This is a genomic window from Pseudomonas oryziphila (assembly GCF_003940825.1).
Classification (GTDB): Bacteria; Pseudomonadota; Gammaproteobacteria; order Pseudomonadales; family Pseudomonadaceae; genus Aquipseudomonas; species Aquipseudomonas sichuanensis.
This window is the reverse complement of sequence record NZ_CP034338.1, coordinates 5,191,520-5,206,452: the sequence shown is the minus strand read 5'-3', so window position 1 is coordinate 5,206,452 and position 14,933 is coordinate 5,191,520. Positions and strand designations below refer to the sequence as shown.

Below are 14,933 nucleotides of genomic sequence, written 5' to 3'. Positions count from 1 at the left end.
GCTCCTACAGGGCCCGCGAAATCTGTAGGCGCGGGCTTGTCCTGCGAAGGGGGGCGTCACAGCTGACAAAAATCCGCCGACCAGTTGCGGCACAGCCCGGCCAACAACGTTAGAATGTGCGACGTTTCGAACCCCGGACCCCCGAGCCTTGCTGACCGAACCCCGCCGCCGCGCCTACCTTTCCGCCATGCAAGTGGTGCATTGGCTGCCGCGTGCCGAACTGCCGTTCGCCGCGCCGTCGCGCCCGGAACTGCTGTTGCCGCTGGCGCCGGTCGAGGATATCGACTTCGAGGTGCGGCCGTCGGCGCCCGCGCCCCGGGAAGCGCCGGTGGCGCCCCAGCCGCGGGCAGAGCGGCCGAAAATCGAGATCCCGCGCCCTGGCAGCATGCCGAAGCCGGTCGCCAAGCCGGTCGAAGCCGAGGTAGAGGCCCCCGTGGCGCGTCCCGCCCCAGTGCCACCACCGCGCTTTGCCTTGCAGCTGCTGCGCGCCGGCAGCTGCCTGCTGCTGGTGGAACTGGCCACCGGTCAACCCTTCCAGAGCCGCGACCCGTCGTACCTGCTGCTCAAGGACATGCTGCGCGCCGCCGGCCTGCCGGACGCCCCGCAGATCATCGGCGAGCCGGTGCGCTGGCCACTGCTGATGCGCGGCAACATGGATCAAGGGCCGGACGCTGCCCGCGACTTCGTCCAGGGCTTCATCGCCGCACGCCTGGAAGAGGCGCCCAGCAGCTGCCTGTGGCTGATCGGCCTGCCTGCCATTCGCTTTGCCGGCCAGGCCGACGCCGAGGCCTATTACCAAGAACTCAAGGTCGACCTGCTCGGCGATGCCTGGGCCTTGCCCGGCCTTGAACTGTTGATGGACGAGCCGCAGCGCAAGGCGGACGTCTGGAAAGCCATGCGCCAGCTGATGGCGCGCTGGAAGAGCGTTGAATGAGTGAGTCGATCAGTTTCCGCCCGATGACCGAGGCGGATCTGGATGCCGTGTTGAAGATCGAATACGCAGCCTTCAGCCACCCCTGGACCCGCGGCATCTTCCAGGATGCGCTGAAGTCGTACGAAGTGTGGCTGATGTTCGATGGTCAGCAGCAGATCGGCCATGGCGTGATCAACGTGATCATCGACGAGGCGCACCTGCTCAATATCACCGTCAAGCCAGAGAGCCAGGGCCGTGGCATGGGTCTGCGCCTGCTCGAGCACCTGATGGCACGGGCCTACCAGCTCAATGGCCGTGAGTGTTTCCTTGAAGTGCGTGCCAGCAACCAGTCGGCCTATCGGCTGTACGAGCGTTACGGCTTCAACGAAATCGGCCGGCGGCGCGACTACTACCCGGTGGCGGGTGGGCGTGAAGATGCGCTGGTGATGGCTTGTACCCTGCTCGAGGACTGATGGGTTACCAGTATGCCGGTTTGATAGCCGGCTTCTTGAGAGTGGCAACCCGTTCAGGGAACTGGTGACAGGCAAGCTCTTCATTCGTCACAAGCTGACGCATCCAGCTGCAGTGGTTTCTGAGTGAGCCCGGCGGTATACGTTTCATCCCCTCTCGGTGCGGGAGCACCACGCCCAGGCAGATCTCAGGGAAGTCTTCGCGCAAAGCCTGCAGGGCTGGCGTCATGTCCGTGTCTGCGGACACCAGGACTATCTGCCTCACTCGCTGCTCGGTCGGCAAGTGTGCTTGCCGGGCGGCCAGCCGGTACATGCTCAAGGCAATGCGAACGTCGGTTTCCTTTTCTTCGAGTTTCCAGATGGCGACCTGATCGACTCGGGAAGGTGGCGTTTTTTTGTCGATGAAGCGCGGGGCGTTGCGTGGTTCGAGTTGATGGCGGCCATAAAAGACCGATACGTTGCGCGCAATCAGGGCTCGCAGGTAGGTGTCCTGGGCCTCCTTCGACAGCCGGCCACGGCTTGCCAAAGATGGCTTTACGCCCGAGGTGTAGAAGTTGATCGCGCTCAGCAGGCTGCCTGGTTGTTCCGTGCGCAGGATGTGAGCCAGTAGCGCAGGCAGGTCGAGCCATTTGTAGCGGGTGCCGGCGACCAGGCCGTAAAAGACGTTGTATCCATCAACGAAGCAGGCGGTACGCAAGGTTCCATTCCCTTGAAACGAAAAAACCGGCCCAAGGGCCGGTTTTTTCACCCCAACAGCCGACGAACTGAATCATCGCGTACGGGGTTGAGTGGTGAGAATGAGTATGCCACCTCAACCTTGACAGTCAAGCGGGCACACCAGCAAGCAATCGGCTTGGGGATGATCACTCAAAGACCCGCGCCTGAGCATCCCAGGATTGTTGCTGTGCATTTCCTGGCGCTAAAGCGATTGCGGGATATCGATGGGTTTACGCAAATCCCGCAAACTGCGCGTCACCGCACCGGTATTGCACTTGGCTGCCGCCTGCTCCGGCGTCATGTTGCGGATGGTGCGGTAGAACAGCTCGCAGGTCTGCTTCTTCTGGGTTACCTGCCACTTGGTGCTGCAAGCGTCCAGGGTGAGCTTGGCGTCAGCCTGCGGGTTGCGGCCCATGCCGGCCTGCCAGCAGGCGGCGGAGAGGTCCTGGCCCATCATCTTCAGGCCGGCGGCGTCGGCCTTGTCCTGGTCGCCGCCGTAGCTTTTCGGGTCGGCGGCGTACCAGATGGCGCTGGGGTGGTTGGCGCCCAGCACCGGCACCTTGGCGCCATTGGCTGTGGGGGTGATGCTGACCAGGCCCAGCACGTTCACCTTCGGCCCGTACTGCTGCTGGATCCAGGCGCGCACCGGTGCGCCGAAGGCGACCATCGGCAGCGCTTGGCCGGCATGGGTGACGGTCATCTGCTTGACCATGTTCACCTGGTAGTCACGGAAATAGTCGTAGATCCCTTCGAGAGCCTTGCCGGCATCGGACGGCGCGGCGATCGGCGCGATATCGACGATGGTCTGGTAGGCCGGGGTCTGGCTGGCGTCGATGCCGTTGTAGGTGAGCAGGTCTGCCCAGCGGTCGGTGGTGTTGGACTTCAGGTAGTCCTGGTAGCGGGTCAGCGAGTAGTCCGGCGGGAAGTGCAGCAGCTCGATGCTGCGGCGGTTCTCCAGGGCCATGCCCAGCGGCAGGAACAGGTACCAGTTGTAGTCCCAGCCGCCTTTCTGGTTGAGGCGGGTGGCGCCTTGGTAGGCCAGTTCACCGCTGTCGAGCAGCTTGCGCAAAGGCTCGGTATAGCCGCTCGGCACGCCCGTGATGCTGGCGTGCAACTTGTGATTGTCGCGGCTCACCGTGACCTTGGCGTTGGCATAGCCGTCGCGTTGCACGCTCTGGGTGAGGTAGTGCTCGACGGTTTTTTCCAAGGTCCAGTCGCGGTAGCAGATCACGTTGCAGTTGTTGGGGTAGGCGAACAGTCGGGTGACACGCTGGGTGTCGCCCAGTTCGATCTGCGCGTCGGCCAGTGCCAGGCCGCTGAAGGCGAGGGCGGCCAGGCCCGATAGAGCAATCTTGTGCATGCTTAACTCCATGTCAGTGGCCGCCAGGACGGCGGGCGCGCCCATGGTGGATGAAGAGGTGGGGCGATGAAAAGCGGCAAGGCATGGCTATTGGCGGGGGTGCTTTCCTGCATGGGCGTAGCCCAGGCCGACGAGCGCGATGTGTGGATGTTCGCTCAATGGGCGGGGGATCACGAAAACCGCAGGTTCCGGGAAATGCTGGTGGATGCGCGGTTGTACGGGGTGGTGCCGATCCATCAGTTGTTGCGCTCGGCCTCGGATTGGCGCCAGTGCCGCGCCTCGCCGTTCGCGGTGCCGCCGGCCAGCCACTGGCCGGCGGTGCGCTCGACGCTGTCACTGATCAAAACGCTGGACGAGCAGGGCATCCTGCGCCAGTTCGAGGTGGTCTCGGCCTATCGCGATCCGAGCCTCAATGCCTGCGCCGGCGGTGCGCCGAGCAGTGCCCATATGCGCGCCTTCGCCGTAGACCTGCTGCTGCCGGCCGGGGCCGACCCCAATCCGCTGTGCAGCTTCTGGCAGCAGCACGGCCAAGCCTGGAGCATGGGGCTCGGGCGCTATCCGTCAGGGCGCATTCACATCGATACGGCCGGTTACCGTACCTGGGGCGGTGATGGTGGTGCCGGGTCATCGTTCTGCAGCAAACCGAGGTGAGCCAGGTGCGCCTGGCATTCGGCGCCGACCCACTGCGCGAAGCGCTGGCGCTTGCTGCCGTCGTCCAAAGGGTGCGGGCTGAGCAGATGGTAGATGGAGCCGTCGCGCAGGAAGCCGAAGGGCGCTTGTAGCTGGCCGTTGTCCAGCTCGTCGCCGACCATCAGCGCCGAGGCCATGGCCAGCCCCAGGCCGGCGCTGGCAGCCTGGATCGACAGGTAGAAGTGCTCGAAGTCGCTGCGCTCCTGGTGTTCGGCAGGGTGACCGCTCAGGCGCAGCCAGGTCGACCAGGCATCCGGGCGCGTCTTGCTGTGGAGTAGGCGATGGCTTTCAAGGCCTGCGGCGGACACTGGGCCGATCCATTCATCGCAGATCTTCAGGCTGTACAGCCGGCGGTCCCAGTGGAAGTCGTCCCGGCGCAGGGCCATGTCCACGCCTGCGCGGGCGAAATCCACCGGGCCACCCGCCGCCACCAGGTGCAGTTGCAGGTCAGGGTGCGCGGCGTGCAAGCGCGGCAGGCGCGGGATCAGCCAGCGCATGGCGATGGTCGGCTCGCAGGAGACCACCAGCACCTTGTCGTCGGTTTGCTGCTGCAGGCGCTGCACGGTGCTCTCCAGCTGCTCGAAGATCGCCTGGGTGGTGCCGTGCAGCTCGCGGCCGGCGCTGGTCAGGAACACCGCTCGGTTGCGTCGCTCGAACAGCTCCACCCCAAGGCTTTCCTCCAGCAGGCGAACCTGGCGGCTGACGGCGCCGTGGGTGACGTGCAGCTGCTCGGCGGCGCGCACGAAGCTTTCGCTGCGGGCGGCGAGGTCGAAGTATCGAAAGGCGGTCAGTGGGGGCAGTTTCATGTGCTGTCCTGTGCCGGCGCTATCGCGGGGCAAGCCCGCTCCCACGAAATGCAGCATCCGGTCGATTACATGCAAATAGGTGAGTAAAACTAGCAGATTGGCGTCACTTTAAATCGATTTTTACTCGTTCGAGGCAACAGGATAATCCCATCTTCTGTGAACTTTCATCGAGGAAACCTGTTCGTGAACGAACTCATCGCCGTCGCTCTCTTCACCCTCCTGGCTGTCATCAGCCCAGGCGCCGACTTCGCCATGGTCACCCGCAGCAGTTATGCACAGGGCCGCAAGTCAGGCCTGGCTGCTGCGCTGGGTATCGCCATGGGGGTGCAGGTGCATGTGCTGTACACCGTGCTCGGTATCGCCGTGATCATCAGCCACAGCCCGGTGCTGTTCCTGGCGATGAAGGTGGTGGGGGCGGGTTACCTGGTGTACCTGGGCTACAAGTCGCTGACCAATACCACGCGCATCAGCCTGGGAGGTGGGCAGGATGGTGGTGACGGCGGTGTCATCAAGGCGCTGCGCACGGGCTTTCTCACCAATGCGCTCAACCCCAAGACCATGCTCTTCGTGGTCAGTGCCTACACCCAGGTGGTTCAGCCTGGTAGCCCGCTGGCGCTGGACTTCGCCTATGGGGCGTTCATGTCGCTCGCTCACTGGGCGTGGTTCAGCCTGGTGGCGGTATTCTTCTCCAGTGCGGGCCTGCGCGCCGCGATGATCGAGCGCCAGCGCATCGTCGATCGGGTCATCGGCGTGGCTTTGATTGGCCTTGGGTTGGCCGTGGTGGTGGCGGGGGTGAGGTAGCTTTTTCGCAGGCAAAGAAAAAGGGCTTATCTTTCGATAAGCCCTTTTAGAAGGTGGTGGCTACACAGGGACTTGAACCCCGGACCCCAGCATTATGAATGCTATGCTCTAACCAACTGAGCTATGTAGCCAACTTGGCGCGCATTATTAGCTCGAATCGCGATCCTGTCAACAACGTTTTTAAAAAAAATTGCCAACCTTTCAAAAACTTAGCCGGGAAGCTCGCTTCAACGGACGATCAGCCCTTGGCCAAGCACGTTGTACAGGCGCAGCTGCTGGTCGCGGGCAAGCTGTTCCAGGCTCAGCAAAGGGTGATCAAGGTCGAAATCGCCACTCACCCGTCGATGGCCGGCCTCTTCATCCAGTAGCCACACGCGTTGCCCCTGATAAGCCGCCAGGCGTTCGAGCACCTCGGCCAGGGGCCTTTGGCTGACCTGCAAACGGCCATTGCGCCAGGCATCGGCGGCTTTGCTGTCGATCTTTTCCACCGGGTTGATGTGGCTGTCGGTGAAGGTCACCCGTTCCCCGGCACTGACCATGCGCTGGTCGCCGCCCTGCAGGACGGCGGCCTTGCCACTCGATACCAGCAGTTCGTCATGGTCGCTGTAGCGGGTGATCTGCAGGCGGGTGCCGAACACCTGGATACGTGCATCATCCACCTGCACTTCCAGGGCCCGGCCATCGAGCATCACTTCCAGGGATATCTGGCCCTGCACCAGGTGCAGCCGGCGGGTGCGATCGCGCAAGTCGACGTTGATCGCGCTGGCGCTGTCCAGGTGCAGGGTCGAGCCATCGGCCAGGCGCACGCTGCGCCGTTCGCCGCTACCGGTGTGCAACTCGCTGGCCAGGCGCTGCATGTGTGGCCAGAAGAGCCATGCCAGGGTCGCCAGCAGCATCAGGAACAGCAACCCCAGATACAACCCGCTGCGACTGCGGCGGGCCTTGGCGACCCGCGGGCGTGGCCGGGCAGCCGGCACCTGCAGTTGCTGCCAGTAAGCTTCGAGCTGGGCATACGCCCTGGCGTTGAGTGGGTCCTGGCACCAGTTGGCGAAGGCCTGACGCAGCGTGTCGTCACAGCCGGGCTGGCGCAGGCGCGAGAACCAGTCCAACGCTTCCTGCTCGGGGTCGGGCTGTGGCTGCAAGGCGGGCATCGGGCTCATGGGATGGTTCTACTCGCAAGGGCGGGGCAGTTTTGCCCAGCGTTTACGGGAGGTGAGGCCTGAGGATGCTAAATATATTGAGAACCATTTACAAGTACGTTACATCAGGAAGCGCTCCTGAAAAAAATAAAAAGGTAGCTTCGTATCTATTTGTTTCATGATAATCGGATCCCATCCTGCGCACGGACATCCAGCCCATGGCCACCAGCAGCACCCAAACCGCCAGCGCCAGCAGCACGGCCAGCCAGGCCAACCCGCTGGTGATGCGCATCATCACCTTCTGCGCCCTGGCGCACCTGATCAACGACCTGATCCAGTCGGTGCTACCGGCCATCTACCCGATGCTCAAGGCCAACTACAACCTGAGCTTCGCCCAGATCGGCCTGATCACTTTGACCTTCCAGGTCACCGCCTCGCTGCTGCAGCCCTGGGTGGGCTTCTTCACCGACAAGCGGCCGACGCCGAACCTGCTGCCCCTGGGCACCCTGTGCACCCTGGTGGGCATCGTCATGCTGGCGTTCGTCGGCAGCTTCCCGATGATCCTGCTGGCCTCGGCGCTGGTGGGCATCGGCTCGTCGACCTTCCACCCCGAGACCTCGCGCATTGCCCGGCTGGCCTCGGGCGGGCGCTTCGGCCTGGCCCAGTCGACCTTCCAGGTCGGCGGCAACGCCGGTTCCGCGTTCGGCCCGCTGCTGGCGGCGGCCATCGTCATCCCGTTCGGCCAGAGCCACGTGGCCTGGTTTGGCGTGGCTGGGCTGCTGTTCTTCGCCGTCACCCTGATGCTGCGCCGCTGGTACAAGGAACACCTCAACCAGGCCAAGGCGCGCAAGGCGGCGCAGGCCACCCATGGCATCTCGCGCCAACGGGTGATGATGGCGCTGCTGGTGCTGGGCCTGCTGGTGTTCTCCAAGTACTTCTATATGGCCAGCTTCACCAGCTACTTCACCTTCTACCTGATCGAGAAGTTCCAGCTGTCGGTGGCCAGCTCCCAACTGCACCTGTTCCTGTTCCTTGGCGCGGTGGCCGCCGGCACCTTCTTCGGCGGGCCGATCGGTGACCGTATCGGGCGCAAGGCGGTGATCTGGTTCTCGATCCTGGGCGTGGCGCCGTTCACCCTGGCGCTGCCCTATGCCGACCTGTTCTGGACCACCGTGCTCAGCGTGGTGATCGGCTTCATCCTCGCCTCGGCCTTCTCGGCCATCGTGGTGTATGCCCAGGAGCTGGTGCCGGGCAATGTGGGGATGATCGCTGGGATCTTCTTCGGCTTGATGTTCGGCTTCGGCGGCATCGGCGCGGCGCTGCTGGGGTATGTGGCCGACCTGCGTGGCATCGAATATGTGTACGGGGTGTGCTCGTACTTGCCGTTGTTCGGGTTGTTGGCGGTGTTCCTGCCATCCACCGGCAAGCGCTGAATGCCATCGCGGGGCAAGCCCGCTCCCACGAAAGCCTTGCACAAGGCCAGTGGGAGCGGGCTTGCCCCGCGATTGACGGAACGCCCACCCCTGGCCTAGAGTGCCGCCTCCACTCTTCCACCTGCGTAGTTCAAGCGATGCGCCGTACCGATGTCTTCAGCTCCCCCCGCCAGCCTGTCGCCCCGACAGCGCGCCGCGCGTGGCCGAGCGACACGGTGCTCAAGCGTCGGCGCAGCGTGCTGTTTGCCTTCACCTTCTCGCCACACCTTGCCCTGAACTGATTCTCGCCCCTGCGTTGCGCGCCTTACCCGGCGTGACGGCGGGCGTTTGCGTTCGATCATTTTTCAGTGGATTCAACCGCCGGCCAGGGCCACAGCCCCTGCGCGCCGGCGGGCAAGGAGTGGTACATGAACATGCGTTTGTTGGCGGGCCTGTTGTTCGCCGTGTCGGTGGTGGGTTTCAGCCTTGGGGCGAGCCTGCCGCTGGTGTCGTTGCGCCTGCACGAGGCCGGGGCGGGAACCCTGGAGATCGGCATCATTTCGGCGATCCCCGCGGCGGGCATGATGCTCTCGGCGTTCATGGTCGATGCCTGCTGCAAGCACCTGACCCGGCGCACCATCTACCTGCTCAGCTTCAGCCTGTGCACCCTGAGCATCGCCCTGCTGGAGTGGGCCTTCGACTCGATGCTGTGGCTGGCGCTGCTGCGCCTGGGTCTGGGCATCGGCATGGGCATCGCGATCATCCTCGGCGAGTCGTGGGTCAACGAGCTGTGCCCGGACCACAACCGCGGCAAGATCATGGCCCTGTACGCCACCAGCTTCACCGGCTTCCAGGTGCTGGGGCCGGCGCTGCTGGCGCTGCTCGGCGCCGACAGCCCGTGGCTCACCTACATCGTCACCGCCTGCTATGGCCTGGCCCTGCTGTGCATCCTGTTCACCGTGCCCAACGACCATGTCGAACACGAGGAAGGCGAGAAGAGCTTCGGCCTGGCCGGCTTCTTCCGCGTCGCCCCGGCGCTTTGCATGGCGGTGCTGTTCTTCTCGTTCTTCGATGCCGTGGTGCTGTCGCTGCTGCCGGTGTATGCCACCAGCCATGGTTTTGCCGTGGGCGTGGCGGCGTTGATGGTGACCGTGGTGTTCGCCGGCGACATGATTTTCCAGTTGCCCCTGGGCTGGCTGGCCGACCGGGTCGAGCGTACCGGGCTGCACCTGGTGTGCGGGTTGGTGGCGATGAGCATCGGCATCGGCCTGCCGTGGCTGCTGCAGATGACCTGGCTGTTGTGGCCGCTGCTGGTGGTACTGGGCGCCGTGGCGGGCGGCATCTATACCTTGGCGCTGGTGCTGATCGGCCAGCGCTTCAAAGGGCAGGACCTGGTCACGGCCAATGCCAGTGTCGGCTTGCTGTGGGGCGTGGGTAGCCTGGTCGGGCCGTTGGTCAGTGGCGCGGCGATGGATGTGGCGCCCCATGGCTTGCCCATGGCGCTGGCGCTGATGGCCGGGCTGTTCGTGTGTTTTGCCCGGCAGGCGTACCGGCGGGTGGGGCGGTTGGAGGCAGTGGCGGACTGATCCTCTTGTGCCGGCCTCTTCGCGGCTGAAGCCGCTCCCACAGGACATGCGCAGGCCCTGTGGGAGCGGCTTCAGCCGCGAATACGATCGCTCAGGCAGCGCCAGTCAGAACGTGCCGCGCAGGGTCACCGACACATTGCGCGGATCCCCCCAGTAATACCCGGTCGGCGTCGGCGCCACTTGGCGGTAGTACTTCTTGTCGAACAGGTTATTGGCGTTCAACTGCAGCGAATAGTTGTCGTTGAAGCGGTAGTTGACCATCGCGTTGTACACCGCATAGCCCGACTGCGAGGCCTCGGCGGTGCCGCTGCGGTTGTAGATGTCGCTTTGCGCCTGCACCCCGCCACCCACGGTCCAGGCCTGCAGCTCGCCCGGCAGGCGGTAGCTGGTGAACAGGCGCAACAGGCGCTTGGGGTCGGTGGTGCGGATCGGGTTGCCGTTGTTGCCCGTGGTGTCCTTCAGGTATTCGGTGGTGTTGTAGGTGTAGCCACCGCTGAGGTTCCAGCCTGGCAGCACTTCGCCGGAGATCTCCAGCTCGAAGCCCTGGCTGCGGTTCTTGCCCGCGGCCACCTTGCAGTAGCCGCTGGTGTAGTTGGGCAGGCACGGGTTGGGGCCGCTGATGTCGTCCAGCGCGTTGCCCACCTGGTAGATGCGGAAGAACGCCAGCGAGGTGTTCAGGCGCCCGTCGTAGAACTCGCCCTTGATCCCGGTCTCGTAGGCTTCGCCGGTCACAGGTTCGAGCACTGAGCCTGCGGCGTCGGTGTTGGTCTGCGGGTTGAAAATCTCGGTGTAGCTGGCGTAGGTGCTGAAGTTGTCGTTCAGGTCATAGATCAGCGCGGCGTACGGCACGATCTCGTTGTCGACGCTGAATTTGCCATTGGCCTTGGTGTTGTTTTCCTGCTCGTAGTCATACCAGTTGGCGCGCGCGCCGATGATCGCGGTGAGCGGATCGGCCAGGGAGATGCGCCAGGTGGCGTAGGCTCCTTCCTGGGTGGTGCGGGTGCGCACCGGGTGGGCGGTGATGTTGATGTTCGGGTTGGCCAGGCTGGTTTTCGGGTCCCAGGTGCGGATGTCGAACACCCCGGAGGTTACGAAGTTGGTGGCCGAGGCATAGGAGTCGTTGCGGATGCGCTCCACGCCGAGCATCAGCTCGTGGCTGCGGCCGAGCAGGTCGAACGGGCCGTTGAGCGTGGCGCTGAGGTTGTTCTGCAGGCTCTCGCCGCCATCGCCCTCGGTGACCTGGTAGTTCATCAGGTAGGGGTTGCGGCTGGGGTTGGCGGCCCCGGTGGCGCGGGTGAAGTAGGTCTGCTTGAAACCGTTGTCGTCCAGCTCGAAGTGGGTGCGCTGGGCCATCAGCTTGAGGGTCCAGTCGTTGTCGAAGCGGTGCTCGAGCTCGGCGAAGGTCTGCAGGTTGCTGCGGTTCCAGCGGTTCCAGTCGGCGCCCAGGTAGGTGCTGCGGCCGAACGGCAATGGCGAGCCGTCGTAGTCGGCGGGCAGGTTGCCCCAGGCGCCCGTGGCGTCGAGCTGGGTCCATTCAAGGCCGGTGGTCAGGGTGGTGCTGTCGTTCAGGTCGAACGCCATCACCCCGTACAGCACGTCCTTGCGCTCCTGGCGCGACGCCTGGAAGTGGTCTTTCTCGTCGTGCACCGCGATCACCCGGCCGCGCACATTGCCGGTCTCGGTCAGTGGCCCGGAGATATCGGCGACATAGCGCTGGGCATCCCAGGTGCCCAGGGTGACGCTGCCTTCGCCCTGGAATTCGTAGGTAGGGCGCTTGCGCACCAGGTTGACGGTGCCCGATGGGTTGCCGGCGCCACGCAGCATGCCGGTAGCGCCCCGCAGGATCTCGGCGCGGTCGATGATCGCCGAGTCGCTCTGGATGAACGAACCGCCACCGCTGCTCTGCACCACGGTGGCGCCGTCGTACTGGATGGCGTCGATCGCGTAGCCGCGGGCGAAGTACTGCACCCGCTCGCTGTCGGTGAGGTTGACCACCACGCCCGGGGTCTGCTCCAGCAGATTGGTGAGGTTGGTGATGTTCTGGTCGTCGATACGCTGGCGGGTGACCACGGTGACCGACTGCGGGGTGTGGCGGATGCTCTGTGGGGCCTTGCCGATGGTCACCGCGCCGGTGGTGTAGGAGCCGCTGTGCTCGGTGGTTTCACCCAGGCGGTCGCTGGAGATGCTGGTGGCGCCCAGCTGCAAGGCATCACCGGCGTCCAGTGCCGGGATCAGCAAGAAACTCTGCTCGCTTTGCTGCTGCATCTGCACGTCACTGCCATGCAGCAGGATCTGCAGGGCCTGGGCGTTGTCATAGTGGCCGCGCACGCCGTTGGTGGTCCTGCCCTTCAGGCTGTCGGCGTCGAACGACAGGTTCAGCCCGCCCTGGCGCGCCATCTGGTCCAGCGCGACGGCCAGCGGGCCGGCCGGGATGTTCCAGTCGCGTTGCTGGCTCTGGCTGGCCGGCGCGGCGCTGGCCTGTACCGGCAGCAGGCCGACGGTGGCCAGGCCAAGGCCGAGGGCGGCGCCGCGTATGGCGTTGCGCAGGGTGTCGTTGCGGGGGGCACACGGGCGAATCATGAAGCGCTCCTGAAGGTTGTGAAGACCACTTTGCGGGCTTTGTTCCTTCAGGCCGGACGAGAATGAGATTTCACCTCATTTATTTTCACGATTTTTTCACGCGGCATCGATGCTCACCCAGTAACGCGTGCGGTAGTCGATGCGCACCGGCAGGTTGCGCGCGATCAGCAGCAGGATCTGATCGGTATCGGCCAGCTGGTAGGTGCCGGACACCTTCAGCCCGGCCACCGCCGGCGCGCAGCGCAGCAGGCCCGGGCGGTAGCGCGACAGTTCGGCGACGAACTCGCCCAGCGGCATCTGCTGCACGCTGAGCACGCCATCGGTCCAGCCCCAGGGGTCAGCGTGCAGTGTGGCCGGTTGATAGCTGCCCGCCGCCAGCACCTGCACCACCTCACCGGGCTTGACCTGATGGGCTGCGGCAGAGCCGGGGAACAGCGTCACGTCGCCGCGCCGTACTGCCAGCAGCAGACCCCGGGCGTTTTCGCGCAGTAGCAGTTGGCCGCCCTGGGTGGCCAGGGCGGCGAAGGGGGTGGCGATACGGAACGGGCGATTGTCGCTGCCATTGCTGTCCAGGCTGACCTCGCCACGTACCAGTGTCAGCTGGCGCAGGTCGGCGCTGTAGCGCAGGTCGATGGCGCTGGCGGTGTTGAGGCGGATGCGGCTGCCGTCGCTGCCCTGCAGCTCGCGGCGCTCACCCGTGGCGGTGCTGCTGTCGGCCAGCAGTGCCGGCAGCCCCAGCGGCTCGCGCGCCGCCCAGCCAAGCGTGCCACCCAGCGCCAGTACCGACAGCAGCTTCAGGTGGTCACGACGGTTCATGCGTTGGCGCTCGCTGCCTTCCAGGGTGCGACGGCTCAACTCCCCGGGCAGGCTGGCCAGTTCGTCACTCAGATCGCTGACCCGTCGCCAGGCCTCGGTATGTTGCGGGTGGCTGGCCAGCCACAGCTGGAACTGTTGCTGGGCACGCGGGCCGGGGCTGTCGTAGCGCAGCTTCACCAGCCAGTCGATGGCCTGGTCGACCTGGGCCTGGGTGGGCTGCTGGTCAGAGGTCGGCATAGCGCAACCGATAGCAGACGCCCAGGGCCTTGGCCAGGTCGCGCTCGACCGTGGCCCGCGACACGTCCAGGCGCAGGGCGATCTGGGCCAGGGGCAGGCCGTCGAGCTGGGCCATGAGGAAGGCCTGGCGCGCGCGGGGCTTGAGGCTGTGCAGGGCGTTGTCGAGGCGTTCGAGGGTGTCGAGGATGACCAGGCGCTGTTCTTCGCTGGGCGCTTGCAGTTCCGGCAGATTGGCCAGGCTTTCGAGGTAGGCGATTTCCAGGGCGCGGCGGCGAAACTGGTCGATCATCAGGCCACGGGCAATGCTGCTCAAGTAGGCACGCGGCGCTTTCAGCGGTGAAACCTGGCGCGCCTTGAGCAGGCGCACGAAGGTGTCCTGGGCGAGGTCGGCGGCGTTGTCCCGGCAGCCGGTGCGGGCGCTGAGCCAGTTGCGCAACCAGCTGTGGTGATTGCGATAGAGCAGATCGACTTCGGCCGGTTGCAGCGTGTCAGGGATCTGCATCGTCTGGAGAGCCTTGCCCGGTTAATGTGATTGTGAATTGTTCTCAATTCTATGCGGGGCACCGCAGACAGATCAATGGTATGCCAACGATTCAATGCGCAAGATTGAGCGTTTCGCCGATGAGCGGTTGCGCTAGGCTGAAGTCTTTCAGCCTGTTCGAGCCCCCCGATGATCCTTGCAGACCTTACGCCCCGTGCCTTCACGGCCGCCGCCGAGTTTCTGGCTGGGCAGGATGCGGACTGGTCGCGGCACATTGCCGCAACCGGCCCTTGCCTGCATGCCGCCACCCCGGGGCGTGAACCCTATGAAGCGCTGGTGCGGGCAATTGCCTACCAGCAGCTGCATGCGCGGGCGGCAGAGGCGATTCTTGGGCGATTGCTGGCGTTGTTTCCCGGGCAGTGCTTTCCTGCGCCCGAGCAATTACTGCGGGTCACGCCGGAGGCGATGCGGGCCTGTGGGTTTTCCGCCAGCAAGGCCGCGACCCTGCAGGGCATTGCCCAGGCCAGCCTGGACGGCATCGTGCCCAGCCGCGACGAAGCACTGACCCTGGCCGATGATGCACTGATCGAGCGCTTGGTGACGCTGCGCGGGGTGGGGCGCTGGACGGTGGAGATGCTGCTGATCTACAGCCTGGAGCGCTCGGATATCCTGCCGGTGGATGACTTTGGCGTGCGCGAGGGGTATCGGCGGATGAAGGGCCTGGAGAAGGCACCGACGCCTGCACGAATGCGGGTGTTGGGGGAGCAGTGGAGCCCGTACCGGACGGTGGCGGCCTGGTATCTGTGGCGCGCATGACTGGCTATCGGCCCTATCGCGGGGCAAGCCCGCTCCCACGCCAGATCTCGATCCTTCGTGGGAGCGGGCTTGCCCCGCGATGAGGCCGGTGTAATCACCGCAAGAATCG

Annotated in this window: 14 protein-coding genes and 1 tRNA gene; 7 read left to right on the top strand and 8 right to left on the bottom strand. The window is 64.8% G+C overall.

Annotation, left to right across the window (positions count from 1 at the left end; genetic code table 11):
• Positions 1-148 precede the first annotated feature (148 nt).
• A complete protein-coding gene (locus EJA05_RS24310; protein WP_125860420.1) occupies positions 149-934 on the top strand; it encodes an energy transducer TonB in 786 nt (261 codons plus the stop codon).
• On the top strand, positions 931-1,386 hold the full coding sequence (gene rimI / locus EJA05_RS24305; RefSeq protein ID WP_125860419.1) for a ribosomal protein S18-alanine N-acetyltransferase: 456 nt from the start codon (positions 931-933) through the stop codon (positions 1,384-1,386). Before EJA05_RS24310 ends, rimI begins: the two co-directional genes overlap by 4 nt.
• A gap of 4 nt (positions 1,387-1,390) precedes the next feature.
• On the opposite strand, the gene EJA05_RS24300 is transcribed toward rimI, so the two are convergent.
• On the bottom strand, positions 1,391-2,080 hold the full coding sequence (locus tag EJA05_RS24300) for an NYN domain-containing protein (protein WP_125860417.1): 690 nt from the start codon (positions 2,078-2,080) through the stop codon (positions 1,391-1,393).
• A gap of 222 nt (positions 2,081-2,302) precedes the next feature.
• Complete coding sequence (locus tag EJA05_RS24295; protein WP_125860415.1) at positions 2,303-3,460, bottom strand: hypothetical protein; 1,158 nt, start codon at positions 3,458-3,460, stop codon at positions 2,303-2,305.
• Positions 3,461-3,526: 66 nt separating this feature from the next.
• On the opposite strand from EJA05_RS24295, the gene EJA05_RS24290 reads away from it, so the two are divergent.
• A complete protein-coding gene (locus EJA05_RS24290; protein WP_125860413.1) occupies positions 3,527-4,111 on the top strand; it encodes a D-Ala-D-Ala carboxypeptidase family metallohydrolase in 585 nt (194 codons plus the stop codon).
• On the opposite strand, the gene EJA05_RS24285 is transcribed toward EJA05_RS24290, so the two are convergent.
• On the bottom strand, positions 4,051-4,956 hold the full coding sequence (locus EJA05_RS24285; protein ID WP_125860411.1) for a LysR substrate-binding domain-containing protein: 906 nt from the start codon (positions 4,954-4,956) through the stop codon (positions 4,051-4,053). The two genes, EJA05_RS24290 and EJA05_RS24285, sit on opposite strands and share 61 nt — an antisense overlap.
• Positions 4,957-5,139: 183 nt before the next feature.
• Here EJA05_RS24285 and EJA05_RS24280 point away from each other — a divergent pair, with 183 nt between their 5' ends.
• Positions 5,140-5,757 (top strand): LysE family translocator, encoded by a 618-nt coding sequence (locus tag EJA05_RS24280; RefSeq protein ID WP_125860409.1) that lies wholly within the window; start codon positions 5,140-5,142, stop codon positions 5,755-5,757.
• Between the two features lie 54 nt (positions 5,758-5,811).
• On the opposite strand, the gene EJA05_RS24275 is transcribed toward EJA05_RS24280, so the two are convergent.
• Positions 5,812-5,888, bottom strand: a tRNA-Met gene (locus tag EJA05_RS24275).
• Between the two features lie 96 nt (positions 5,889-5,984).
• Positions 5,985-6,917, bottom strand: a complete 933-nt coding sequence (locus EJA05_RS24270) for a FecR family protein (RefSeq protein ID WP_223811873.1) — start codon at positions 6,915-6,917, stop codon at positions 5,985-5,987.
• Positions 6,918-7,114: 197 nt separating this feature from the next.
• Here EJA05_RS24270 and EJA05_RS24265 point away from each other — a divergent pair, with 197 nt between their 5' ends.
• Together EJA05_RS24265 and EJA05_RS24260 are read left to right on the top strand one after the other, a co-directional pair.
• Positions 7,115-8,329 (top strand): MFS transporter, encoded by a 1,215-nt coding sequence (locus EJA05_RS24265; protein WP_125860407.1) that lies wholly within the window; start codon positions 7,115-7,117, stop codon positions 8,327-8,329.
• Positions 8,330-8,736: 407 nt separating this feature from the next.
• Complete coding sequence (locus EJA05_RS24260) at positions 8,737-9,894, top strand: MFS transporter (RefSeq protein WP_110995660.1); 1,158 nt, start codon at positions 8,737-8,739, stop codon at positions 9,892-9,894.
• Between the two features lie 105 nt (positions 9,895-9,999).
• On the opposite strand, the gene EJA05_RS24255 is transcribed toward EJA05_RS24260, so the two are convergent.
• From EJA05_RS24255 to EJA05_RS24245, 3 genes are all read right to left on the bottom strand, one after another.
• Positions 10,000-12,474, bottom strand: a complete 2,475-nt coding sequence (locus EJA05_RS24255) for a TonB-dependent siderophore receptor (protein WP_125860405.1) — start codon at positions 12,472-12,474, stop codon at positions 10,000-10,002.
• A gap of 96 nt (positions 12,475-12,570) precedes the next feature.
• A complete protein-coding gene (locus tag EJA05_RS24250; protein WP_125860403.1) occupies positions 12,571-13,527 on the bottom strand; it encodes a FecR domain-containing protein in 957 nt (318 codons plus the stop codon).
• Positions 13,514-14,029 (bottom strand): sigma-70 family RNA polymerase sigma factor, encoded by a 516-nt coding sequence (locus tag EJA05_RS24245; protein ID WP_125465559.1) that lies wholly within the window; start codon positions 14,027-14,029, stop codon positions 13,514-13,516. The genes EJA05_RS24250 and EJA05_RS24245 overlap by 14 nt, the downstream gene beginning before the upstream one ends.
• A 168-nt stretch (positions 14,030-14,197) precedes the next feature.
• On the opposite strand from EJA05_RS24245, the gene EJA05_RS24240 reads away from it, so the two are divergent.
• Entirely contained in the window at positions 14,198-14,824 is a 627-nt protein-coding gene (locus EJA05_RS24240; RefSeq protein ID WP_125860401.1) for a DNA-3-methyladenine glycosylase family protein, read from the top strand.
• Positions 14,825-14,933 lie beyond the last annotated feature (109 nt).